Raw genomic sequence first — 19191 nt, 5'->3', positions numbered from 1 at the left:
GAAAACAAAGGGCCCGCAACGGGTCTATTTGGTGATGGAAGGAGGTGTGACCTATGAAAAGGCTACTATCCATAGGCGGTATGTTATGTGTCAGTCTATGGCTTGTTCCGTCTCTTGTTCACGGAGAAGAAGTAAGTGATACGAGACAAAAGTTAAAGTCGTCAGGACTTGTGAGCAGCCTTCTTGATGGGGTAGGAAAAACAGTTGATGGCACGGTTCAATCGGTCGATAACTTGGTAGAAACGACAGTTGATGCGGTCGATCAGACCGTCCAGGACACGGCAACATTTGTCACTAATACAGTGGTGTCAGGCAAGACAACTCAAGACGAACCGATATCCGGGCAAATCAAACGGACTGCAGAATTCGTCGATCAGACTTCGGACAATGTAACTCCAGTCGTAAAGTCAACGTCAGGTACGTTTAAGAAAACTGTGGCTGATCTAAATGAAGCGGTGAACGAGTTGCCGAATGTTCCGGTAGCGAAACCGGTCGCTGAGGCAACAGGAAGAACTATTGAAGAAACGGTCGAATCAGCTGAGGATATCGTGAATTCATCTGTCAGCACTGCGAATCAATCTGCACAAGATACAATCCGTTTCTCGTCTACTACAGTCGAGGCGGCAGTAAATCCTCAGTCAGACAAACCGGTTGTGGATCTTTTGAATGGAGTTGGAAGTTTAGTGGGCTCGACGGTCTCCAATGTCACTCCCGTATTACAATCAACAACGGCAACTGTTCAGACGACTGTTTCCGGTGTGGATGAAACAGTTAATCAACTGCCAGAGATCCCTGTAGTCAAACCAGTTACAGAGGAATTGGTCAACACTGTGGAAGAGACAGTCATCTCGGCAGATGGGATTGTTTTCTCGACTGTCGATGCTGTGAATCAAACCGTCCAGGATACTGTAACGCTGGCGTCCAACACAGTGGGAGGACTGACCGATCCCAAATCGAGTTCTCTTATGGATTTAACAGCGGACACAGAAATTTTACTCCACTCAGCTTTGTCGAATTTCGGCTCAGTTGTGAATCAAACATCCAACACATTACGAGCTGTACTGACAGGGAGCTCAGGTACCATAGGGGAATTGCCCGTTATATCAATAAATGAACAACCCGATTTTCAGAAAGAAAAGACAGCGGTTGTCAGTCAAAAACGTGACTCGGCAGTTTTAAGCATGCCTGCTTCAATCCCGGAAGAAATGATTAATACAGAACCCGTTCAACAGATTGAATTCGTTGAACTTCCAGAATCAACGAATCAAGAAATATCGTCTACTTCTTCATATGACGTAAGCAAGCAAATTTCATCTGAAATACAAGAAAAGATTGATAAAGCTCTAGACAGGGTTGGGTTGAACCAGTCCAATAATTCAATTAAGGGAACTAGAATTGATTCGAAGCCGAAAGCGGAGGAACTGTCTATCCAACAAATGGCAGCATCCAAACGACAGCAAAGCAACTCAGGAAGACCTCCTCTGCAAGATGATGGAAGATTGCATAATGCACCGTTGATAATAACGGGCAGTACAACATCGATCACCTCACCAGCGATGTCTGCAGGAGGAGGATCCGATGTAGTCCCAGGTGTTTTGACAAGAATGGCATTGACTGAATTTATGTACCAACGACATTGGCTGCTTGCCGATGTAGACATGTACTCCCAATGGGAACATGCCCCGCCAGGACAACCGCCAGCATACTCTCCTTTTTTACTAAAGATTAACTAACGTAAAAAAGGAGAGAAATGATATGAAAAATAATAGTCTGAAGTATGGTTTCTTATCACTTGGTGTATGTACAGCGATTCTGCTGGCTCCGGCGATGACGAATGCAGAAGAGACTCCTGATAACAGCTCTCTCGGTGTGGAACTGAATTTATTGGACAAGCAGGAAAGTGATCCAGCTTTATTGAACGTGGAGCTAACAAATGTTCCAGTAGTCGGCGATGTGAAGGTGCGTGTACCTTCCAAAACAGAAGAAGGCGGCGCTAAAAAAGAGACATTGGCTTCTGTACAAGTGGAGCGCGAAATAATTGAGGACGTCGATGTGTCAGTTCTTGAGGAATCTGAAGAAAAAAAAGATGCGATTGCTGAAACAAAAGACTCTTTGGTATCAGTCGGTGTGAAGTCCAATTTGACGAAAGATCTGAATATCGGAGTAGCGTCAAGTGAGAAGAATGATAGCGACGGTTCATCGTCCTATGACGGTGGACTAGTCGAAGTAAATGCGGAGGACTTGCCTTTACTAGGCGAAACGCATGTAGGTGTGCTGGATGAACATGTAACGGCGAATGAAGAAGGCGGCACGAAGTCTGGTGGACTGGTCCAAGCTGATCTGGACAATGGTTTGCTGGAGGACACATCCGTAAAGGTGCTGGCTGGTGAGCAATCAATTACAGAAGAGGGCAGCTCAGGTATGACTGCTGTAGCCGATGTTTATGTCGGTGGTGGGGTGCTTGAAAATGTAGTGGATGACGTGGACGTTTCAGTGTTGAAAGCAGCAGGTTCGGCAGACGCCGATTCAGTAGCCGCAAAGGATTCGCTCGTTTCAGCCGGGCTGCAATCCGACTTGACGAATCAAGTGAATGTCGATGTGGCGTCAAGTGGTCTCCGAGAGGACGATGATTCGTATGCTTACGACGGCGGTCTAGTTGAAGTAAATGCAGAGGACTTGCCTTTACTAGGCGAAACGCATGTAGGTGTGCTGGACAAACATGTAATGGTGAATGAAGAAGGTGGCACAATGTCTGGCGGACTGGTGCAAGCTGATCTGGACAATGGTTTGCTGGAGGACACATCCGTGAAAGTATTGGCTGGTGAGCAATCAATTACAGAAGAGGGCAGCTCAGGTATGACTGCTGTAGCCGATGTTCATGTCGGTGGTGGCGTACTTGAAAATGTAGCGGAAGAAGTGAACGTTTCAGTGTTGAAAGCAGCAGGTTCGTCAGACGCTGATTCCATTGCAGGAAAGGATTCGCTCGTTTCAGCCGGGCTGCAATCCGACTTGACGAATGCTGTGATTGTAGATGTGGCGTCAAGTGATTTCCGTGCGGATGAAGAATCGTATGCATATAACGGTGGCTTAGTCGAAGTAAATGCGGAGGACTTGCCCTTGCTTGGTGGAACGCATGTTGGCGTACTGGATCAACATGTCGCAGTGGATGGGGAAGAGTATTCTTCCTCTTCCTCTCTAATTCATGCAGGGCTTGTGGATGGTCTGCTTGACGGAACCTCATTGAAAGTCGTTGGAAATGAAATCGAAACGACAGATGCCGGTTGGCTGAAAACGAACACGGGGCTTGGTCTCGAACTGGGATTGCCGATTTTAGATACTGTCACAGTTGATGTGTTAAAGACGCAGCAATTGATCCCATTTGCTCCTGAAGCAGAGAACGGCACCATACCGGATGGGGAAGCACCTGGTGAAGGTACAACAATTCCGGGAGAGAAACCGAACAATCCAGGGACAGACAAACCAGAAGAACCGACGAATCCAGGCAATGGTCCAACGAACCCTGGAGAGGAACCAACCAATTCGGGGAATGATCCGATGAATCCTGGTGAAGAATCGACCAATCCGGGGAACGATGCAATGAATCCTGGTGAAGAATCAACCAATCCGGGGAATGGTCCAACAAATCCTGGAAAAGATTTGACTAATCCAGGTAGTGGTACAACAAACCCAGGGAGTGTTCCTACGAACCCTGGAGAGAGTTCGACCAATCCGGGAAATGGCGCAACAAATGACGATGGATTGAACCCTCCTTCCACTGGTAGTGATTTTTCTTCAACAGATGGCACATCCGAAGTGACGGACGAAGAAGAAAATGTCATGCCGCCACTTGCGGCCGGATCTGGGGGAGGCTCAAGTGATGGACCGGATTCAGCAGTGGGAGATGATGAGCAAGCGGATTACTCCGCTGAGGGTGGCCTAGATTCTGAAGTAACTGATGGCGTCAGCTTGGATAGCGCTGGGCAGAAAACGACTAATGGAGTAGCTGGAAACACGGCAACTACAACATTGAACGATTCCGATTCGCAGACTTCTTTGCCAAAAACAGGCGGAGTCTGGGATGCCAATCGACTGGCGATTGTGGCAGGGCTTCTGTTGCTTGCTGGCGTTCTGCTCAGGTTGATTGGCAGCGGAACCATCCGTCTTGGCCGCAAGTCTGCATCGTGAAAGCGGTAATTCGATGAATCGTGTATTGCGATGGAGTGGCAGTTTATTCATAGTGGCAGGAGCCGGCCTCCTCATTTGGCTCCTGCAAGGAAATGCGAAACAGAACGCACAGCAACAAGAATGGATGGATGCTTTTCAAACGATACAAGTGGCGGATGGATTGACGAACTCGCAGCAATCAGATCGGCAGGCGAACCTCCCATCGCCGCAGCATCGTAAGATTGAAGGAATGGAGGGTGTCCTAACCATTCCGGTGATTGATCTCGAATCCCCCGTCTGGCTTGGAGCGGACCAAGACACTTTGGCCAAGGGGCTTGGGGCTATTCAAGATATGGACGAACCAGGTGTGAAGGATGGAAGCTATGCTATTGCCGGTCATCAAGCCCGTGTGTTTGGCGATCAATTCAACCGGCTGCACGAGGTGAACGTCGGTACCACGTTCACCTTCCAGACGGTAAATGAAGAAATGGAATTCAAAGTGTTTGATATAAAAATCGTCAAACCCGATGAAGTGGAAGTACTTGATCCACAAAAAGGAAAGGCACTGATGTCCCTGATTACCTGCTATCCGGAATATTCGAATGAATATCGGCTTGTTGTACAAGCGGAACGAATTGATTCCAAGCAATAAAAGACTGGCGTTTTCTCCTTGCAAGGGGAGACCGCCAGTTTTTGTTTCAACTGAATCAAAACAGAAAGATTCCAGAGATAAGTAGTATACAATAAGGGCTAGATACTGAAATTTTGGAATACATAAAAGGGGATGGTGGCAATCGAAGAGACAGTCGAATGGTGGAAAGCGATCGTCCAATCGATGAATGATGGGGTGCTCGTCATCGATCGGAAGGGAATTGTAAAGACGATTAATCCCGAATATACGAGAATCACAGGAGTGAATCCTGATATTATCGGTGAGCCGCTTCTTGCCCATCGTCCAGGAGCCCAACTTCCGGATACGATGAAAGATGGCAAGAGCAGGGTTGGGGTGTATCGGAAAACACGCGGACGGGAATATGTCGTCGACATGGCACCCATTCTTGTGAATGGTGAAATTATTGGCGCGGTATCGGTATGCAAAAGTTTGAATGAAGTGCATAAGCTGACGAAGGAACTGGCGGAGCAACAAGAAAAAGTTGCCGAATTGGAAAAGCGGATGAGTTCCATTTATAAAGTGCGATATACCTTTGATGATATTATTACGAACGATACGCAAATGAAGCATATCATGACGGTTGCCAAAAAGGCGGCTGGTACAGACCTGCCCATTTTAATAGCCGGGGAGAGCGGCACAGGAAAAGAACTGTTTGCCCAAGCTGTGCATCATACAAGCTTGAGGCGGGACAAGCCGTTTATTCCAGTCAATTGTTCTGCTATTCCTGAAACGTTAATAGAAAATGAACTATTTGGACATGCGGAAGGCGCATTTCATGGCGCGTTGTCGGGAGGTAAAGCGGGTCTCTTTGAAATGGCGGATGGGGGAACTCTGTTTTTGGATGAGATTGGTGATTTATCAATGGACGTGCAGGCGAAAATATTAAGAGCATTGCAAGAAGGGCGGATTCGGAGAATTGGAGATGCCGCAGAGCAAAGAGTGGACGTGCGAATTGTCGCTGCAACTCATCGAGATGTAACGCAAATGATTACAAAGGGTCTGTTTAGAAGTGAATTGTTTTATAGATTGAATGTCGTTAGTATGCAAATTCCTGCTCTTCGAGAGAGAAAAAGAGATATTCCTCTGCTGCTTCAATCATTTTTGCCGGCGCCCTATACAGTTGATCGAGATGTAATGGACCTACTTACTTCGTATGAGTGGCCAGGCAATGTCCGCGAATTAAGGAATGTCATTGATTTTGCTGTATGCATGACGGAAGATGGCCAGATTTCTAGCAGCCATCTACCCGAATTTATGAGGAAGCTCCTCCCACTCTATACAGAGAATACAAGTATCCTTCCATTGCACAGTGCTGTCGAAAAAGCGGAAAGGTCCATCCTGTCAAATGCACTTCGCAATACAGGGACAACTGTTCCTGAACGAACAAAGCTAGCTGAGGAACTCGGAATTTCTCTGGCTACTTTATACAATAAAATGAAGAAATACAATTTGAAATGAGTTTTCTAATTATTTGGAATGAAGAGCAATTTGATTCTAAGAAATTAGAATCCTTACGATATCGAGTTTTTATAAACAAATAATCAGATGGAACCGACAGGCTGTTCCATTTATTTAGAAGGGGAAAACGCCGAGATGACGGCATTTTCTCTTTTCTTTTTGCTATCATTATTAGTAGATTCAAATTATTTGAGAGGTGATGGTCATGCTGCGGATTGGATCAGGCGCAGGATTTTCCGGGGACCGGTTGGAACCGGCAGTCGAACTTGCACAAAGGGGCAATTTGGATTATTTAGTTTTGGAATGTTTGGCGGAACGGACAATTGCTTTGGCGCAGAAGAGGAAGAAACAGGATCCCGCCTTAGGCTATGATCCGCTATTAGATAAACGGATGCGTTCCCTCATACCAGTCATTGTAAAGAAAGGTGTGCGGATCGTCACAAATATGGGAGCAGCCAACCCGGTTAGCGCAGCTGAAAGGATCTTGGAAATCGCGGAAGAGTTAAAAGTACCTGTCAAAGTAGCCGCAGTAACAGGGGATGATGTGTTGGCTTTCATACATAAGAATAAGCAGGACCTCACATTTTTTCCGGCTTTAAATGAAAGCGATTCCATTCTATCAGCTAATGCGTATATGGGGGCTGAGGCGATTGTAACGGCGCTTGAAACAGATGCAGATATTATCATAACAGGCAGAGTGGCAGATCCTTCCTTGTTTTTGGCTCCAATGATGCACCATTATGGCTGGTCGGCTGATAATGAGGAATTACTTGGAAAAGGAACAGTTATCGGCCATTTGCTAGAATGCGGCGGTCAGATTACCGGAGGCTATTTTGCTGACCCAGGCCTGAAAGATGTTCCCGACATGGCGTATTTAGGTTTTCCGATAGCGGAGATACAGCCAGACGGAACAGCAGTGATTTCCAAATTGCCCCAGACAGGCGGCATTTTAAATCGAATGACGGTGAAGGAACAATTGTTATATGAAGTGATGGATCCAAGTGAATATAAGACACCCGATGTGACTGCGGATTTTACTTCAGTTTCAATTCGTGAGGTAGGAATTAATCAGGTAGAAGTGAAAGGTGGCCACGGTAAAAAGAGACCGGATGGACTTAAAGCGAGCATTGGGTACGCGGCCGGTTTTATTGGGGAAGGGGAGATCACGTATGCCGGTCATAATGCATTAAAACGAGCGGAATTGGCGGGAGCTATTGTACAGACCAGGCTGCAAGATCGCTTTGAGGAACTATCAATCGATTTGATCGGCGTCACATCTGCACACCGCGGCGGCATCGATCGTTTCGGACAGCCATATGAGGTGCGGCTCCGTGTCGCAGCGAAAGCAGACCAGCTGGAGGACGCGCAGTTGGTAGGCGAAGAAGTGGAGGCACTCTATACGAATGGTCCAGCAGGCGGAGGCGGTGCAAGAAAATATGTACAGGAAGTAGTCGGGATCGTTTCAGCAATCGTACCGCGAGAAGCTATCCACCCAACTATCATCGTAAAGGAGACATCATGAGATGAAACGGAAACTATATGAAGTAGCGCATAGCCGAGCGGGGGATAAAGGGGATGTCCTCATGCTGTCTGTAATTCCTTATGATGAAACTCTTTATGAGCCATTGCGCAATTTCGTCACAGCGGAGAGAGTCAAGGATCACCTGCGACATATCGTTAAAGGGGAAGTGGTGCGGTATGAAATGCCGAATATCTCGGCACTGCAATTTGTTTGCCAAAACGCATTACTCGGGGGTGTGACGACTTCGCTCGGGATGGATACGCATGGGAAGACTCTTAGTTATGCGTTACTGGAGATGGAAGTGGAGCTGTAATTATCCAATAAAGGGGGAAATGGAATGTTGGCATTGTTAGGTTTCTTAACGATACTCGTGTTTTTAGCATTAATTTTAACGAAAAGAGTGTCTGTCATTGTTTCCTTAATTCTTGTTCCAGTCATTTTCGCTTTGATTGGAGGCTTCGGGCTGGAAATGGGGGAATTCATGCTCGAAGGAATCAAAGGCGTGGCGCCGACGGGAATTATGCTCGGTTTTGCAATTTTGTATTTTGGAGTCATGAATAACGCAGGGCTGTTTGACCCGGTCATTTCCCGTGTCTTGAAAACTGTGAAAGGTGATCCGCTAAAAATTGTCGTCGGCACGGTCATTATTGCCATGTTGGCTCATTTAGACGGTTCGGGTGCTTCTACGTTTTTAATTACGATTCCAGCCTTGTTGCCTTTATACGATAAACTTGGTTTAAGCCGAATTGTGCTCGCAGGAATGGTGGCGATAGGTGCAGGGGTTATGAATTTATTGCCTTGGGGAGGTCCGACCGCCAGAGCCGCAACCGCTTTGGGGTTGGATACGAGTGATATCTTCAACCCCGTAATACCAGCCATGATTGCCGGCATCGTGTGGGTATTGTTCGTTGCGGTATGGATTGGGCGCAAGGAAAGAAAGCGTCTTGGCATTACTGACGTACAGTATGATTTTCATGCGGAATTGACGAATGAAGAGAAAGCAATGAGACGGCCAAAACTCTTTTGGTTCAATCTAGTGTTAACGATAGTCACGATCGTAGCGCTTGTAAAGGTTTGGCTGCCGTTGCCGATCATTTTTATTATCGCTTTTGCTATCGCAGTAGTCGTTAACTATCCAAAACCGGACGATCAAATGGAACAGGTTCGAAGCCAAGCGGTAGGCATGATCACAGTGGTATCCATCATTTTCGCAGCGGGTATTTTCACTGGCATCCTTTCTGGCACCGGGATGATTACGGAAATGGCGAATGCTTTAGTTTCTTTCATTCCTTCGGAGTCAGGTGGGTTTATGTCGGTAATCGTTGCCGTCACAGGCATGCCGCTCAGTCTTCTTTTCACGCCGGATGCCTATTATTTCGGAGTCCTGCCAATCATCAGCGAAACGGCAGCAGCCTATGGCGTCGTCCCTGCACATATCGGAAGTGCTGCGATCCTAGGACAAATGACAACAGGGTTCCCGCTCAGTCCACTGACAGCATCAACATTCCTATTGATCGGTCTGGCTGGCGTGGAATTGGCTGACCATCAAAAATTCATTTTTAAATGGGCGTTTGGCACGACTATTGTAATGACGGTTGTCGCCATGATTACGGGTGCAATCTTATGATTGAGTAAGGGCAAAGGAAGTTTTAAATGAAGTAAAGTGAGGGGTTAGCTGCAGAGACGCTCTTGTCATTCATTGTCTTGCTCTGCGTTACCCAAAAGTTTCTTGGCCAACCGGTTGTAAAGTAGTGAAAACTGGAAGAATCGGTTGGCCTGCTTATGGAAATTAAGAATCTAACCTGATGTAAGTTTATTGACTGGTTGTAGAGTGCTCATAAATTCGCTAGGTGTCCTCGAATAAGCAGAAAAGTGCTCATAAAGTCTCTGGGTGTGCTCGAATAGCTTGAAGAGTGCTCGTAAAATCGTAGGAGTCCTCGAATAAATGCAAGAGTGCTCGTAAGTTTGCATGGAGACCTCGAATAAATGAAAGACTTTTCGTAAGTTGATCCAGACTTATTGTATTTAGATGATTCGCCTCCCGTATCTTCTTTCGAACCACTCGAATAAACCAGGTAACCGCTCGTATAATTTTGCAACCACTCGTATAATGCTGAGACAGCTCGTATCTTGTCTTGAACCGCTCGTATTGTACATGGAACCTCTCGTATCTGTCTGCAACCGCTCGTAAAATTGCCATGACCGCTCGTATCCCGCGACCATTTCCATTCTGCCTGTTGTCCTCATCACTCTAGAAAAAGAAAAATCCAAAGAACAGCATCTGCTCTTTGGATTTTTCTCGTTTCAACTCAATTCAAGCTAGCTTAGCCTGCAATCGGTGCAGGTTTGCCGAATAGGTAGCCTTGGAAGAGTTGGAAGCCGGCATCTTTGAGCCAGTTGAATTCGGCTTCTTCTTCGACTCCTTCTGCGAGAGGAATGGAACCGATCGCACGGTTGGCTTCGAGGACGGCTCGTGCGGTTTGTTGTTTTTCTTCGTCTTTGTGGATGCCGCGGACATGGTGCATGTCGAGTTTTGTGTAGTAAGGTTTCATTTCGTGAATCATTTCAATGGTGTTGTAGCCTGCTCCGACGTCGTCCAGGGCGTACTGGAATCCTTTGGCGCGATAGTATGCTAGAATTCTTTTAAGATGGGCCAAGTCTTTGACATTCTCTGTTTCGACAACTTCAAATACGAAGCGGGAGGGTGATATGTTCAGATCGTTTGCCAGTTGGACAGTTGTCCGAAGGCAATGCTCTGGTGAATAAATAGAGGTCGGAATAAAGTTAATAAATACCTTTGTTGTGAGCGCTGCCGCCTGCTTGACGGCATTGATGCGGCAGATCCGGTCCAGTGCATACATCCGGTTTCGCAGTTTGGCGGTTTGGAATACTTCAAATGGCGAAAGTGGCTCGTCATGATCGCCTGTAAAACGGGCCAACATTTCATATGCATATAATGATTGATTGGCGTCCACGATCGGTTGAACATGAAAATGGACATGACCTTCGTCGATGATTCGATCGATCCATTGGGTTCCGGCCAGCTCAGCTGCCTCTGCAATGGGCTTCCATTCGTGCTTATCCGTCCTGAATTGGATGCTGGAAGGATCCATGTGTTGGTTAATATAATCCAGAAGCCCTTTCATCGCCTCTTCTTTTACTGTTACACTGTCAGCAGTGGAGTGGACAAGCAGCCCGATTTCCTCCAAATATCGGTGGATGGAAGAGATGTGCGATTGATTATCAGCGGTGCCGAATGAAATCTCGAATTCTAGTGGTTTTGGCATACAAATATCACAAAACATGAAAGACCTCCCTACTTTTTTACTATCTTAACGAAGTTTTCATTCTTTGTAAACGATTTCACAATATACGAGATAAAAAATGCAGGCAGCTGGGAATGACTTTATTCCCGCTGCCTGCATTTTACGTTAACGACTTCTAGGCTTCTGTTGCTTTTTCGCTTCGATCCACTACAGCAGCCCCTACAATATCGCCGATTACATTAGATGCGGTGCCGCCCATCCCGATGATCGCGTCGACGCCTGCAATGAGGGCGACAATTTCAAGCGGAAGGCCGAACATCGTCAAAACGGCGGACAGGGTTACGAGACCTGCCGCAGGAATGCCTGCCGTCCCGATGGATAACAATGTCCCAACGACTACGATGAGAAAGAGATCGGAAGCTGATAAATGCAGATTTGTAATGGTAGCTGCAAAGACAATGGAGATCCCCATTCGAAGAGCCCCTCCATCAGAATTGAAGATGGCGCCAAGCGGCAATGCAAAGTTTGCCGTCCGTTCCGAAATCCCTGCCCGTTTCGCGGCATTGATGGCGATTGGTAATGAAGCGAGACTGCTGGATGTGAAGAAGGCTGTTGAATACGCTTCTTTCGTATCACGGAAAAATTGGATGACCCCATTTCCTGAAAAACGAAGAAATCCTGAATAAACGAATACCCATAGAATGACAATCCCGAGGTAAAACACGCCGGTAAACGATAGAAGCGATCGGAAAGTCTCCCATCCTTGATTGCCAAAAGCGACCGCGCTAATGCCAAAGACACCAATCGGCGCATATAACAAGATGCCTTGCAGCAGCTTATTAAACATATCATTCAGCGCAATAACCAATTGGCTGAGCCGCTCCGCGCTTGTTCGCATCGCTTCTTCTGCGGAAGATTTCATGGTAGAGATTGTAATGCCAATAATGAGAGCTAAAAACAAAATAGCCATCAAATCGCCGCTTGCGAAAGCTTCGAATAAGTTAGACGGGATCATCTGAAGAATCACGTCTGAAATATGCGGTGTTTCTTTCGGTTCTACGACAACATCCGGCAGAGTTAAATTGCCGCCTGGTTTAAATAGAAGCGCCAAACCGACCCCAATGCCGACAGCTGCCGCAGTTGTCACCGCATAATAAAGGATCAACTTCCAACCCATCCGTCCGAGCTGGGTGATACTCATCTGGTCGACCGCCCTTACTACGGTGAGAAATACGATCGGAACGGCAATCAAACTCAACAAATTAATTAATATCGTCCCGAGCGGCCGGAGCGTTTCTGACTGCGTGCCTAAAATCAAACCAGCGACAATACCTAATAAGAAACCGCTCAACATTTTGATTGCAAACGGAATGGAACGATACCATTTCCAAAGTTGTCCCACGTTTATCCACCCTTCTTGAATTAAAAATACATAGATAGCGAAGAAAGTATAGTATATCGGAACTTGCAGGTCAAATTGTTAACTCGGGATTTATGTTGATTGAACATTTACAGGCCTCAAATTTGGAAGTAACAGTTGTGTGCTATTGGCGTACCGATTAGTTGAGGGGAAATGGTTACAATTTCCTTTCTATTTAGAGAGATAAATTAAAGTTCATCTGTCGCTTTTTGCTTTCGGTCTTAATAAAGAGGTTTTCTTGAAACTTTCTCGAATATTGCAGAAGACGTAGACGAGGGGGAATATAGATGAATAAATTAATTGATAAAATTACCTATGATTCGCTAATTATGTATACAGAAGAAATAAAACAAGAGATGCATGCTTCTGGTTCGGCATTGGTGCTGATTCAAGATAATCAAATCAGATTAGAACATTATTCAGGAACCCACCACTTTGAATCAGGTGCTAGAAAGGTAGATATGGCTTCTCAATTTAATGTTTATTCAACTAGAGTCACTTATGTCGGATTGGCAATTGCAATGGCTGTAGTGGACGGTTTCCTGAGCTTGGATGATAAACTTAAGGACTATTTATATGAATACAATGAAGATATTTTAGGAGAAACCACAATACGTCATTTAGTAACTAGATGCACAGGACTAAAATTCACGGGACAGGAAGTCAGTCGAGTAACTGAAATGGGAACCAATATAGAAGGAAAAAGACCAGATTTATTAGCCCTCATACATGAAAGAGCTACAGGGAAAACAGTTGCGGAAGTTGTAGCAGAAAGAGTATTCATGCCTTTGGGGATGACAAATACAGGGTGGATGACAGAGGGGAAGGATACGTTAGTTTGTGATATAAAATACCCAGATAGTTTTCCTGCATTACGGTTAGGGTCAAATGACGGAGCTGATAGAAATTTATATGTAAGTGCAAGAGAATTAGCGTTATGGGGTAATTTGCATTTAAATAAAGGTATTATTGAGGGGAACAGGATTTTACCTGAAGAAGTTTTTAACCTTACCAGTAAGATCCAAAGTCCTAATACATTACCTCATACACACTCGAAATTTGGATGCTTCTGGTGGGTAAAGGACAACAGGGTCTCTAATAAATACGATGAATTAGGTTCTGATTTGCCTGAGGGATCCTATCAAATACTGGGAGCATCGGGCTGTTCATGTACGGTTATTCCAAAATACAATGCAGTAGCGGTTAGGATGTACAATAGTTTATACACAAATGATAGTGATGAATTTGATTATATTGGAGATATACGCAGGTTCGGTAACATTTTGGCTGACTGCTTGAAATGATAATCGGAGTGACTCATAGTACGCAGACATCAAAAGTGTAAGCGATGGAGCAAGATTCAATCCATTCACAAACGTTTTCTAGCTAACAGCTCGTATCCTCCATCGAACCGCTCGTAAATTCCTGGAACCGATCATATCCTCCGGCGAACCGCTCGTAAATTCCTGGAACCGATCATATCCTCCGGCGAACCGCTCGTAAACTCCTGGAACCGATCATATCCTCCGGCGAACCGCTCGTAAATTCCTGGAACCGATCATATCCTCCATCGAACCGCTCGTATCCTCAAACAAACCGCTCGTAAATAAAGACCCCATAGAAAAAGACTATCCAAAGCCAGGTTCACTGACTTTCCGGATAGTCCTTTTCCGCTATTGCGTCTTTTATTTCGCTTCAAACGAATCCATCGCTTCCTGCGAAGCCTGGATTAGGTCTTGGGCTTCTTGCAGCAAATCGGCGTTTTCTGGGAGGAGCATGGCTTCTGTCGGTTCGCTGGATGTCGTGTAGGCAAATACATACTTGTCGTTTGCGCCAACGTACTTGTAAACCGGATGGTCAAATTCGTCGCCTGTGTTTTCGAATACGATAATGCTGAACAGTCCTTGTTCCAACTTGCGGGAGGAGTCATGTAACGAGAAGTCGATCGTGGCGACTGCGTCGTTATCCCAACTGCCTGTATCGACTTCCATGCGGTCCAGCATGGCTTGAGGCATGCTGAAGGAGAACTGAAATTGCGAGTTGGAATAAGATCCGTCCTGCAGCGCAGATTCGCCGTCGGACGTGCTTTCTTCCGGTTGCTCCTCCGGCTCTTTGCCTGACTCTTCAACCGTGGATCCTTCCACTTCTTCCCCGGTCTGTTGTTCTTCGGTCATCTCGTACGACTCCAATTCGGAGAACACATACTTTTCCCCGTCCTTGAAATGGAACACTGTTTTAATGAGTCCGACTTCCGGTGCATAGTATTTGACGGTTTTCTGCTCCCGTTTGTCATCAGGAATGACCGTAGTCACTTCAATGACATTGTTGAAGGAACCAGCAGGCACCTCTTCTGTCAGGCCGCTACCTGTCAAATAGCTGACGGAGTTGTCCGCATCATTTGTTTCCCATTTCTCTTTGGAGGCAAGCTCCACAATATTGGTTTCTTCATTTTTTAATGAATTGATGATGTAGATGACGGAAACCGCCTCTTTGTCCACTTTGTATTCTTGGATTGACTCGGCAATGAGTCCGCCTTTTCCATGGATATAAACCATTTCCTTGCCTTCCGAATCAAGTTCCATTTTCACAATATCCGCTGCCTGCATATTCTCGCCATCTGTCCCGTATTGCACGTAGGTGCGTGCCAAGCCGATGGACGGAAAATAGGTCGAGACATCTAGTTTTTTTGCCACATCCGGATCGACAGTTTTCATGTCTTCTGCGCATCCGGTAAGCAGTAATGCCAAGATGCCGGTAAGTACTAGATTGCGTAAAATTTTCACGTTTCTTTTCCCTCACTTCCAATCATTATCGTACCATCATCGGTGAATTGTGGAAACCCGGATCCTCTTTCATTCTCGGACTCTAGTTGATTGATTATTCAATAATAAATATTGACCTTGACGTTAACGTAAATGATATAGTCATAGATACATGAAGGGGTGGTGAAGCTGAAGACGATTACAGAGACGGCGGAGCTATTTGGGGTGTCGACACGGACGATCCGCTATTACGAAGAAATCGGATTATTATCACCTGCACGGACGGAAACGAACCAGCGGCTTTACTCGAATGGAGAACTGGCTAAGTTAAAACTCATCTTTCGCGGGAAACGGTACGGCTTTTCATTGGATGAAATTAAGGAGATGGTCTTGCTGTTTGATAAGGACCGGTCCGGCCGTCAGCAGCTTTTGAGGACGATTGAGTATGGCCAGCGGCGGGTGCAGGAAGTGGAGGGAAAAATCAAGGAACTGCAGGAGATGAAAGAAGAGATGGAGAGGCTTCTTGACGAGTTCACGGAAAAATTATCGCAAACAAAAGGGGATAGGGAAAATGAATAGTTCACAATTACTTTCTCGGAACGCCAGAAAATACCCGGATGTGGAAGCGGTCGTCAGCATGGGGAAACGGACGACCTATCAACAGCTTGACCATTCTGTCAATCAATTCGGCCATGCGTTACGTGCTGCAGGCATCAAACCAGGAGCGAAAGTAGCACTATTTCTGCCAAATGTCGAAGAGTTCGTCATCGCGTATTTTGCGGTCCAGCGCATCGGAGCTGTCGTCGTTCCGATCAATGTGAAGCTGACGCCAGTGGAGCTTGAATATATTCTTGATCAATCCGACGCAGAAGGGCTCATCGCGCACGAGCTGCTGTTTGACACGGTGAGAAATTTGAAAGCGCCTTCATTGTTAATTAAAACAGGAGAGGCGGCAGGAAACTGGCTTAGCTTCCAGGCCATGCTTGAAAGCGGTACGGATCAGCCGATTGAATGCAGCCTTACAGAAGACGATGAATCGACCATTTTGTACACCTCCGGAACGACCGGCCATCCGAAAGGTGTCCTGTTCAGCTACCGCAACATTTTGACTGTCGCTTCCATGATCGCTGTTGAAATGGAAGTGAAGCCGGAAAGCCGGATCTTGCTCATGATGCCACTCAGCCATTCGGCTCCTTTGCATCTGTTCCTTATGGCCGGCATGCTCGTCGGTTCAACGCTAGTTTTAACGCCGACCTTTACGCCGGATTTGCTCATCGACACGGTACAAAAAGAGAAAACGACTCATTTCTTCGGTGCTCCGGTCGCCTACTTGCTGACAGCAGGGCACCCGGCCTTGCAGGAAGCGGATTTGTCTTCGATGAAATGGTGGATTTACGGAGGCGCTCCTCTTTCGTCAAATGAGGTACAAATGGTGAAAAAGGCATTCCGAACAGAGCATCTCGTCTGTGTCTATGGATTGACAGAAGCCGGTCCGAGCGGTTCGTTGCTTCATGCGGACGAACATGACCGCAAGGCGGGAAGCATTGGCCACAGAGCTCCGCTTCATACGGAACTGCGAATTGTAGATGATGAAGGCAAGGATGTAGAGCCGGGGACAGTCGGGGAAATTGTTCTATATGGAGAAGGGAATATGCTCGGGTACTATAAAAATAAGGAAGCAACAGAAGCAGCTTTTATTGATGGCTGGCTTAAAACGGGCGACCTCGCGAAATTCGATGAGGACGGCTACATTTGGATTGTGGATCGGAAGAAGGATTTGATCATTTCCGGCGGGGTGAATATTTACCCGAAAGAAATTGAAGAAGCAATCCTCGCATTTCCTGGCGTGAGAGAAGTGGCCGTGATCGGCGTGCCGCATCCTGAATGGGGCGAAACCGTAAAGGCCGTGTTCGCGGCTGGTAATCAAATCGATCCCGCAGATCTGAAGAGTTTCCTGCAAGAACGATTGGCTTCCTTCAAGATTCCGCGGCTCTATGAACAAGTGGAAGCCTTGCCACGGAACGCTTCAGGCAAGATTTTGAAGCAGCCATTGCGGGAAGGGGTGCAAATCGGATGACGAAAGTTTTGCAAGACATGTCTTCAAAGAATCAAACGAATTTTTTTGCAGATGATGAGACATTGCGTTTGATACTGGAGGACCGGCTGGATGGCCCGTTTCTGTCTTTTGCGAAGCGCGAATTGCATTTGTTCGGGGAACGCTGCGCGAATGAAATCGATGAGAGGGCGAAGCATACCGATCGAGAAGGAGAACCGCGCCTCGTCCGCTATGACAAATATGGTGAGGAAGTTTCGAATGTGTGGGTGAATGATGGGTATCGTCAGACCGTCCAAGAAACCTATGATACAGGGATTGTCGGCTATGTTCATAAAGATATCCCGGACTTGGGGCACAGAGGGAACTACACATACAGTTTTGCGCAAGGCTATTTGCTGTCACATGCGGAACCCGGCTTTTATTGCCCAGTCACGTTAACGATGGCAACGGCATATTTGCTAGAACATTATGCGGATGAAGACGTGAAAAATCGGTTCCTGCCCCATGTTTGTTCAACGGGTGAAGTGCCGCTCTATGAAGGGGCTACCTTTTTGACGGAGCGGCAAGGCGGCTCGGATGTCGGGGCAAACGTTGTGAGGGCCGTAGCAGAAAATGGCCATTATCGTCTGTACGGCGAAAAGTATTTCGCTTCCAACGCAGGGATGGCAGGAGTCGCGATGGTGCTGGCGCGGATAGAAGGCGCTCCAGAGGGCACGAAGGGATTGACGCTCTTTGCAGTACCGTGGCGGCTGGAGGATGGTAGCGTCAACGGCCTTCGAATCCGCCGGCTGAAGGATAAGCTCGGCGTCCGTGCGGTTCCTTCGGGTGAGGTGGAATTTGACGGGGCGATTGCTTACGTAGTCGGGGATCCAGCGAAGGGTATCCATTACATGCTGGAAGCTTTGAACTTGTCACGTATTTGCAATAGCGTCGCCTCGCTTGGCATAATGCGCCGTGCTTTTTTGGAATCAAAAGAGTATGCAAGCCGGCGGAATGCTTTCGGTAGGCGGCTGACGGACTATCCGATGGTGAAGGATACACTCGGCAAGATGGCCGCGAAACTCCATGTCGAGACGGCCGCCGTTTTTGATTTCATCAAGTTGTATGAGAAAGTGACAGACGGAGAAGCGTCCCGGGAAGAGCAAGTGCTCAACCGTCTCTATATTGCCCTATTAAAAAAGGAATCCGCAGAGCAGGCGATCCACTTTGCGCATGAGGCCATCGAAATGCACGGCGGAAACGGATATATCGAAGATTTTGTCACGCCCCGCCTGCTGCGGGACGCCCAAGTACTGACCGTTTGGGAAGGAACTGCCAATATTTTAGGACTTGAGCTCATCCGGCTTGTGAATAAATACGCAGCGCACAAGCTGTTTCTCGCTGCGATACGGGAACGCCTTGTTACGGTGCCTGAATCAGAAATGAAACAATCACTCGTTGCCGAACTGGAACATCTAAGCAACGACCTGATTGCATTCGCCTCATACGACGAAGCGCTGCAGACATTTGAAGCGAAATCTCTGATGAAGAGCATGGCAGATATGTACGAAAGTGTTGTGGCTCTCGAATGGAGCCGAAAACATGGCGGCCGTTTTACGAAACTGGCTGAAATTTTCATGGAAGAAACTTGGTCGCTCCGCAAGCAGGGGGAGCAGATGAAGACGGTTGACTATTTTGAGGAGATCGTTTGAAGCAAATAGGCTCCAAATTGGCATAGCAAACAGTAAGGAATCCATCCAATATCAACCTTCGGGAGAGCAATCCGAAGGTTTTTTGGTGTGGAGAGAGGGGAAAATCGAAAAAAATAAATCCTCTTGACTTTTCTGAATAACCTACTTACATGTAAACAGATTGATAGTTTCCCGAGGGA

Annotated in this window: 15 protein-coding genes; 11 read left to right on the top strand and 4 right to left on the bottom strand. The window is 46.7% G+C overall.

The window, feature by feature from the left end; translation table 11 throughout:
• Window positions 1-53: 53 nt before the first annotated feature.
• The 7 genes from ACSW3C_RS11950 to ACSW3C_RS11920 all read left to right on the top strand — a co-directional run bounded on the left by ACSW3C_RS11950 (window position 54) and on the right by ACSW3C_RS11920 (window position 9444).
• The gene (locus ACSW3C_RS11950; protein WP_486562823.1) at window positions 54-1733 is read left to right on the top strand and encodes a hypothetical protein; all 1680 of its coding nucleotides are present in this window, start codon (window positions 54-56) and stop codon (window positions 1731-1733) included.
• A gap of 22 nt (window positions 1734-1755) precedes the next feature.
• Complete coding sequence (locus ACSW3C_RS11945; protein ID WP_486562822.1) at window positions 1756-4185, top strand: hypothetical protein; 2430 nt, start codon at window positions 1756-1758, stop codon at window positions 4183-4185.
• A gap of 13 nt (window positions 4186-4198) precedes the next feature.
• Window positions 4199-4816, top strand: coding sequence for a class D sortase (locus ACSW3C_RS11940; RefSeq protein WP_486562821.1), 618 nt, complete (start codon window positions 4199-4201; stop codon window positions 4814-4816).
• Window positions 4817-4948: 132 nt separating this feature from the next.
• Window positions 4949-6295, top strand: a complete 1347-nt coding sequence (locus ACSW3C_RS11935; RefSeq protein WP_486562820.1) for a sigma-54 interaction domain-containing protein — start codon at window positions 4949-4951, stop codon at window positions 6293-6295.
• A gap of 205 nt (window positions 6296-6500) precedes the next feature.
• Window positions 6501-7817: an acyclic terpene utilization AtuA family protein gene (locus tag ACSW3C_RS11930; protein ID WP_486562819.1), complete on the top strand. Its 1317-nt coding sequence runs from the start codon at window positions 6501-6503 to the stop codon at window positions 7815-7817.
• A 1-nt stretch (window position 7818) separates the two neighbouring features.
• A complete protein-coding gene (locus ACSW3C_RS11925; protein ID WP_486562818.1) occupies window positions 7819-8130 on the top strand; it encodes an AtuA-related protein in 312 nt (103 codons plus the stop codon).
• A gap of 24 nt (window positions 8131-8154) precedes the next feature.
• The gene (locus ACSW3C_RS11920) at window positions 8155-9444 is read left to right on the top strand and encodes a CitMHS family transporter (RefSeq protein WP_486562817.1); all 1290 of its coding nucleotides are present in this window, start codon (window positions 8155-8157) and stop codon (window positions 9442-9444) included.
• A 398-nt stretch (window positions 9445-9842) separates the two neighbouring features.
• On the opposite strand, the gene ACSW3C_RS11915 is transcribed toward ACSW3C_RS11920, so the two are convergent.
• From ACSW3C_RS11915 to ACSW3C_RS11905, 3 genes are all read right to left on the bottom strand, one after another.
• The gene (locus ACSW3C_RS11915; protein ID WP_486562816.1) at window positions 9843-10046 is read right to left on the bottom strand and encodes a hypothetical protein; all 204 of its coding nucleotides are present in this window, start codon (window positions 10044-10046) and stop codon (window positions 9843-9845) included.
• Window positions 10047-10141: 95 nt separating this feature from the next.
• Complete coding sequence (locus ACSW3C_RS11910; RefSeq protein ID WP_486562815.1) at window positions 10142-11122, bottom strand: EAL domain-containing protein; 981 nt, start codon at window positions 11120-11122, stop codon at window positions 10142-10144.
• Between the two features lie 136 nt (window positions 11123-11258).
• Window positions 11259-12485 carry a dicarboxylate/amino acid:cation symporter gene (locus ACSW3C_RS11905; protein ID WP_486562814.1) on the bottom strand — a complete coding sequence of 409 codons (1227 nt, stop codon included), beginning with the start codon at window positions 12483-12485 and terminating at the stop codon, window positions 11259-11261.
• A gap of 305 nt (window positions 12486-12790) precedes the next feature.
• Between ACSW3C_RS11905 and ACSW3C_RS11900 the strand changes: the two genes are divergently transcribed.
• A complete protein-coding gene (locus tag ACSW3C_RS11900) occupies window positions 12791-13807 on the top strand; it encodes a serine hydrolase domain-containing protein (protein ID WP_486562813.1) in 1017 nt (338 codons plus the stop codon).
• A 381-nt stretch (window positions 13808-14188) separates the two neighbouring features.
• Here the strand turns inward: ACSW3C_RS11900 and ACSW3C_RS11895 are convergent, their stop codons facing one another.
• Window positions 14189-15286, bottom strand: a complete 1098-nt coding sequence (locus ACSW3C_RS11895) for a hypothetical protein (RefSeq protein WP_486562812.1) — start codon at window positions 15284-15286, stop codon at window positions 14189-14191.
• 168 nt (window positions 15287-15454) lie between these two features.
• Here ACSW3C_RS11895 and ACSW3C_RS11890 point away from each other — a divergent pair, with 168 nt between their 5' ends.
• The 3 genes from ACSW3C_RS11890 to ACSW3C_RS11880 are packed head-to-tail and all read left to right on the top strand — an operon-like array spanning window position 15455 to window position 19012.
• The gene (locus ACSW3C_RS11890; RefSeq protein ID WP_486562890.1) at window positions 15455-15844 is read left to right on the top strand and encodes a MerR family transcriptional regulator; all 390 of its coding nucleotides are present in this window, start codon (window positions 15455-15457) and stop codon (window positions 15842-15844) included.
• On the top strand, window positions 15837-17342 hold the full coding sequence (locus tag ACSW3C_RS11885) for a class I adenylate-forming enzyme family protein (protein WP_486562811.1): 1506 nt from the start codon (window positions 15837-15839) through the stop codon (window positions 17340-17342). The genes ACSW3C_RS11890 and ACSW3C_RS11885 overlap by 8 nt, the downstream gene beginning before the upstream one ends.
• On the top strand, window positions 17339-19012 hold the full coding sequence (locus ACSW3C_RS11880) for an acyl-CoA dehydrogenase family protein (RefSeq protein ID WP_486562810.1): 1674 nt from the start codon (window positions 17339-17341) through the stop codon (window positions 19010-19012). The genes ACSW3C_RS11885 and ACSW3C_RS11880 overlap by 4 nt, the downstream gene beginning before the upstream one ends.
• Window positions 19013-19191: the final 179 nt, after the last annotated feature.

It is taken from the genome of Sporosarcina sp. AD_1, from assembly GCF_057373025.1.
The sequence above is the reverse complement of the archived record's forward strand: the minus strand, read 5'-3'. Positions and strand labels throughout refer to the sequence as shown.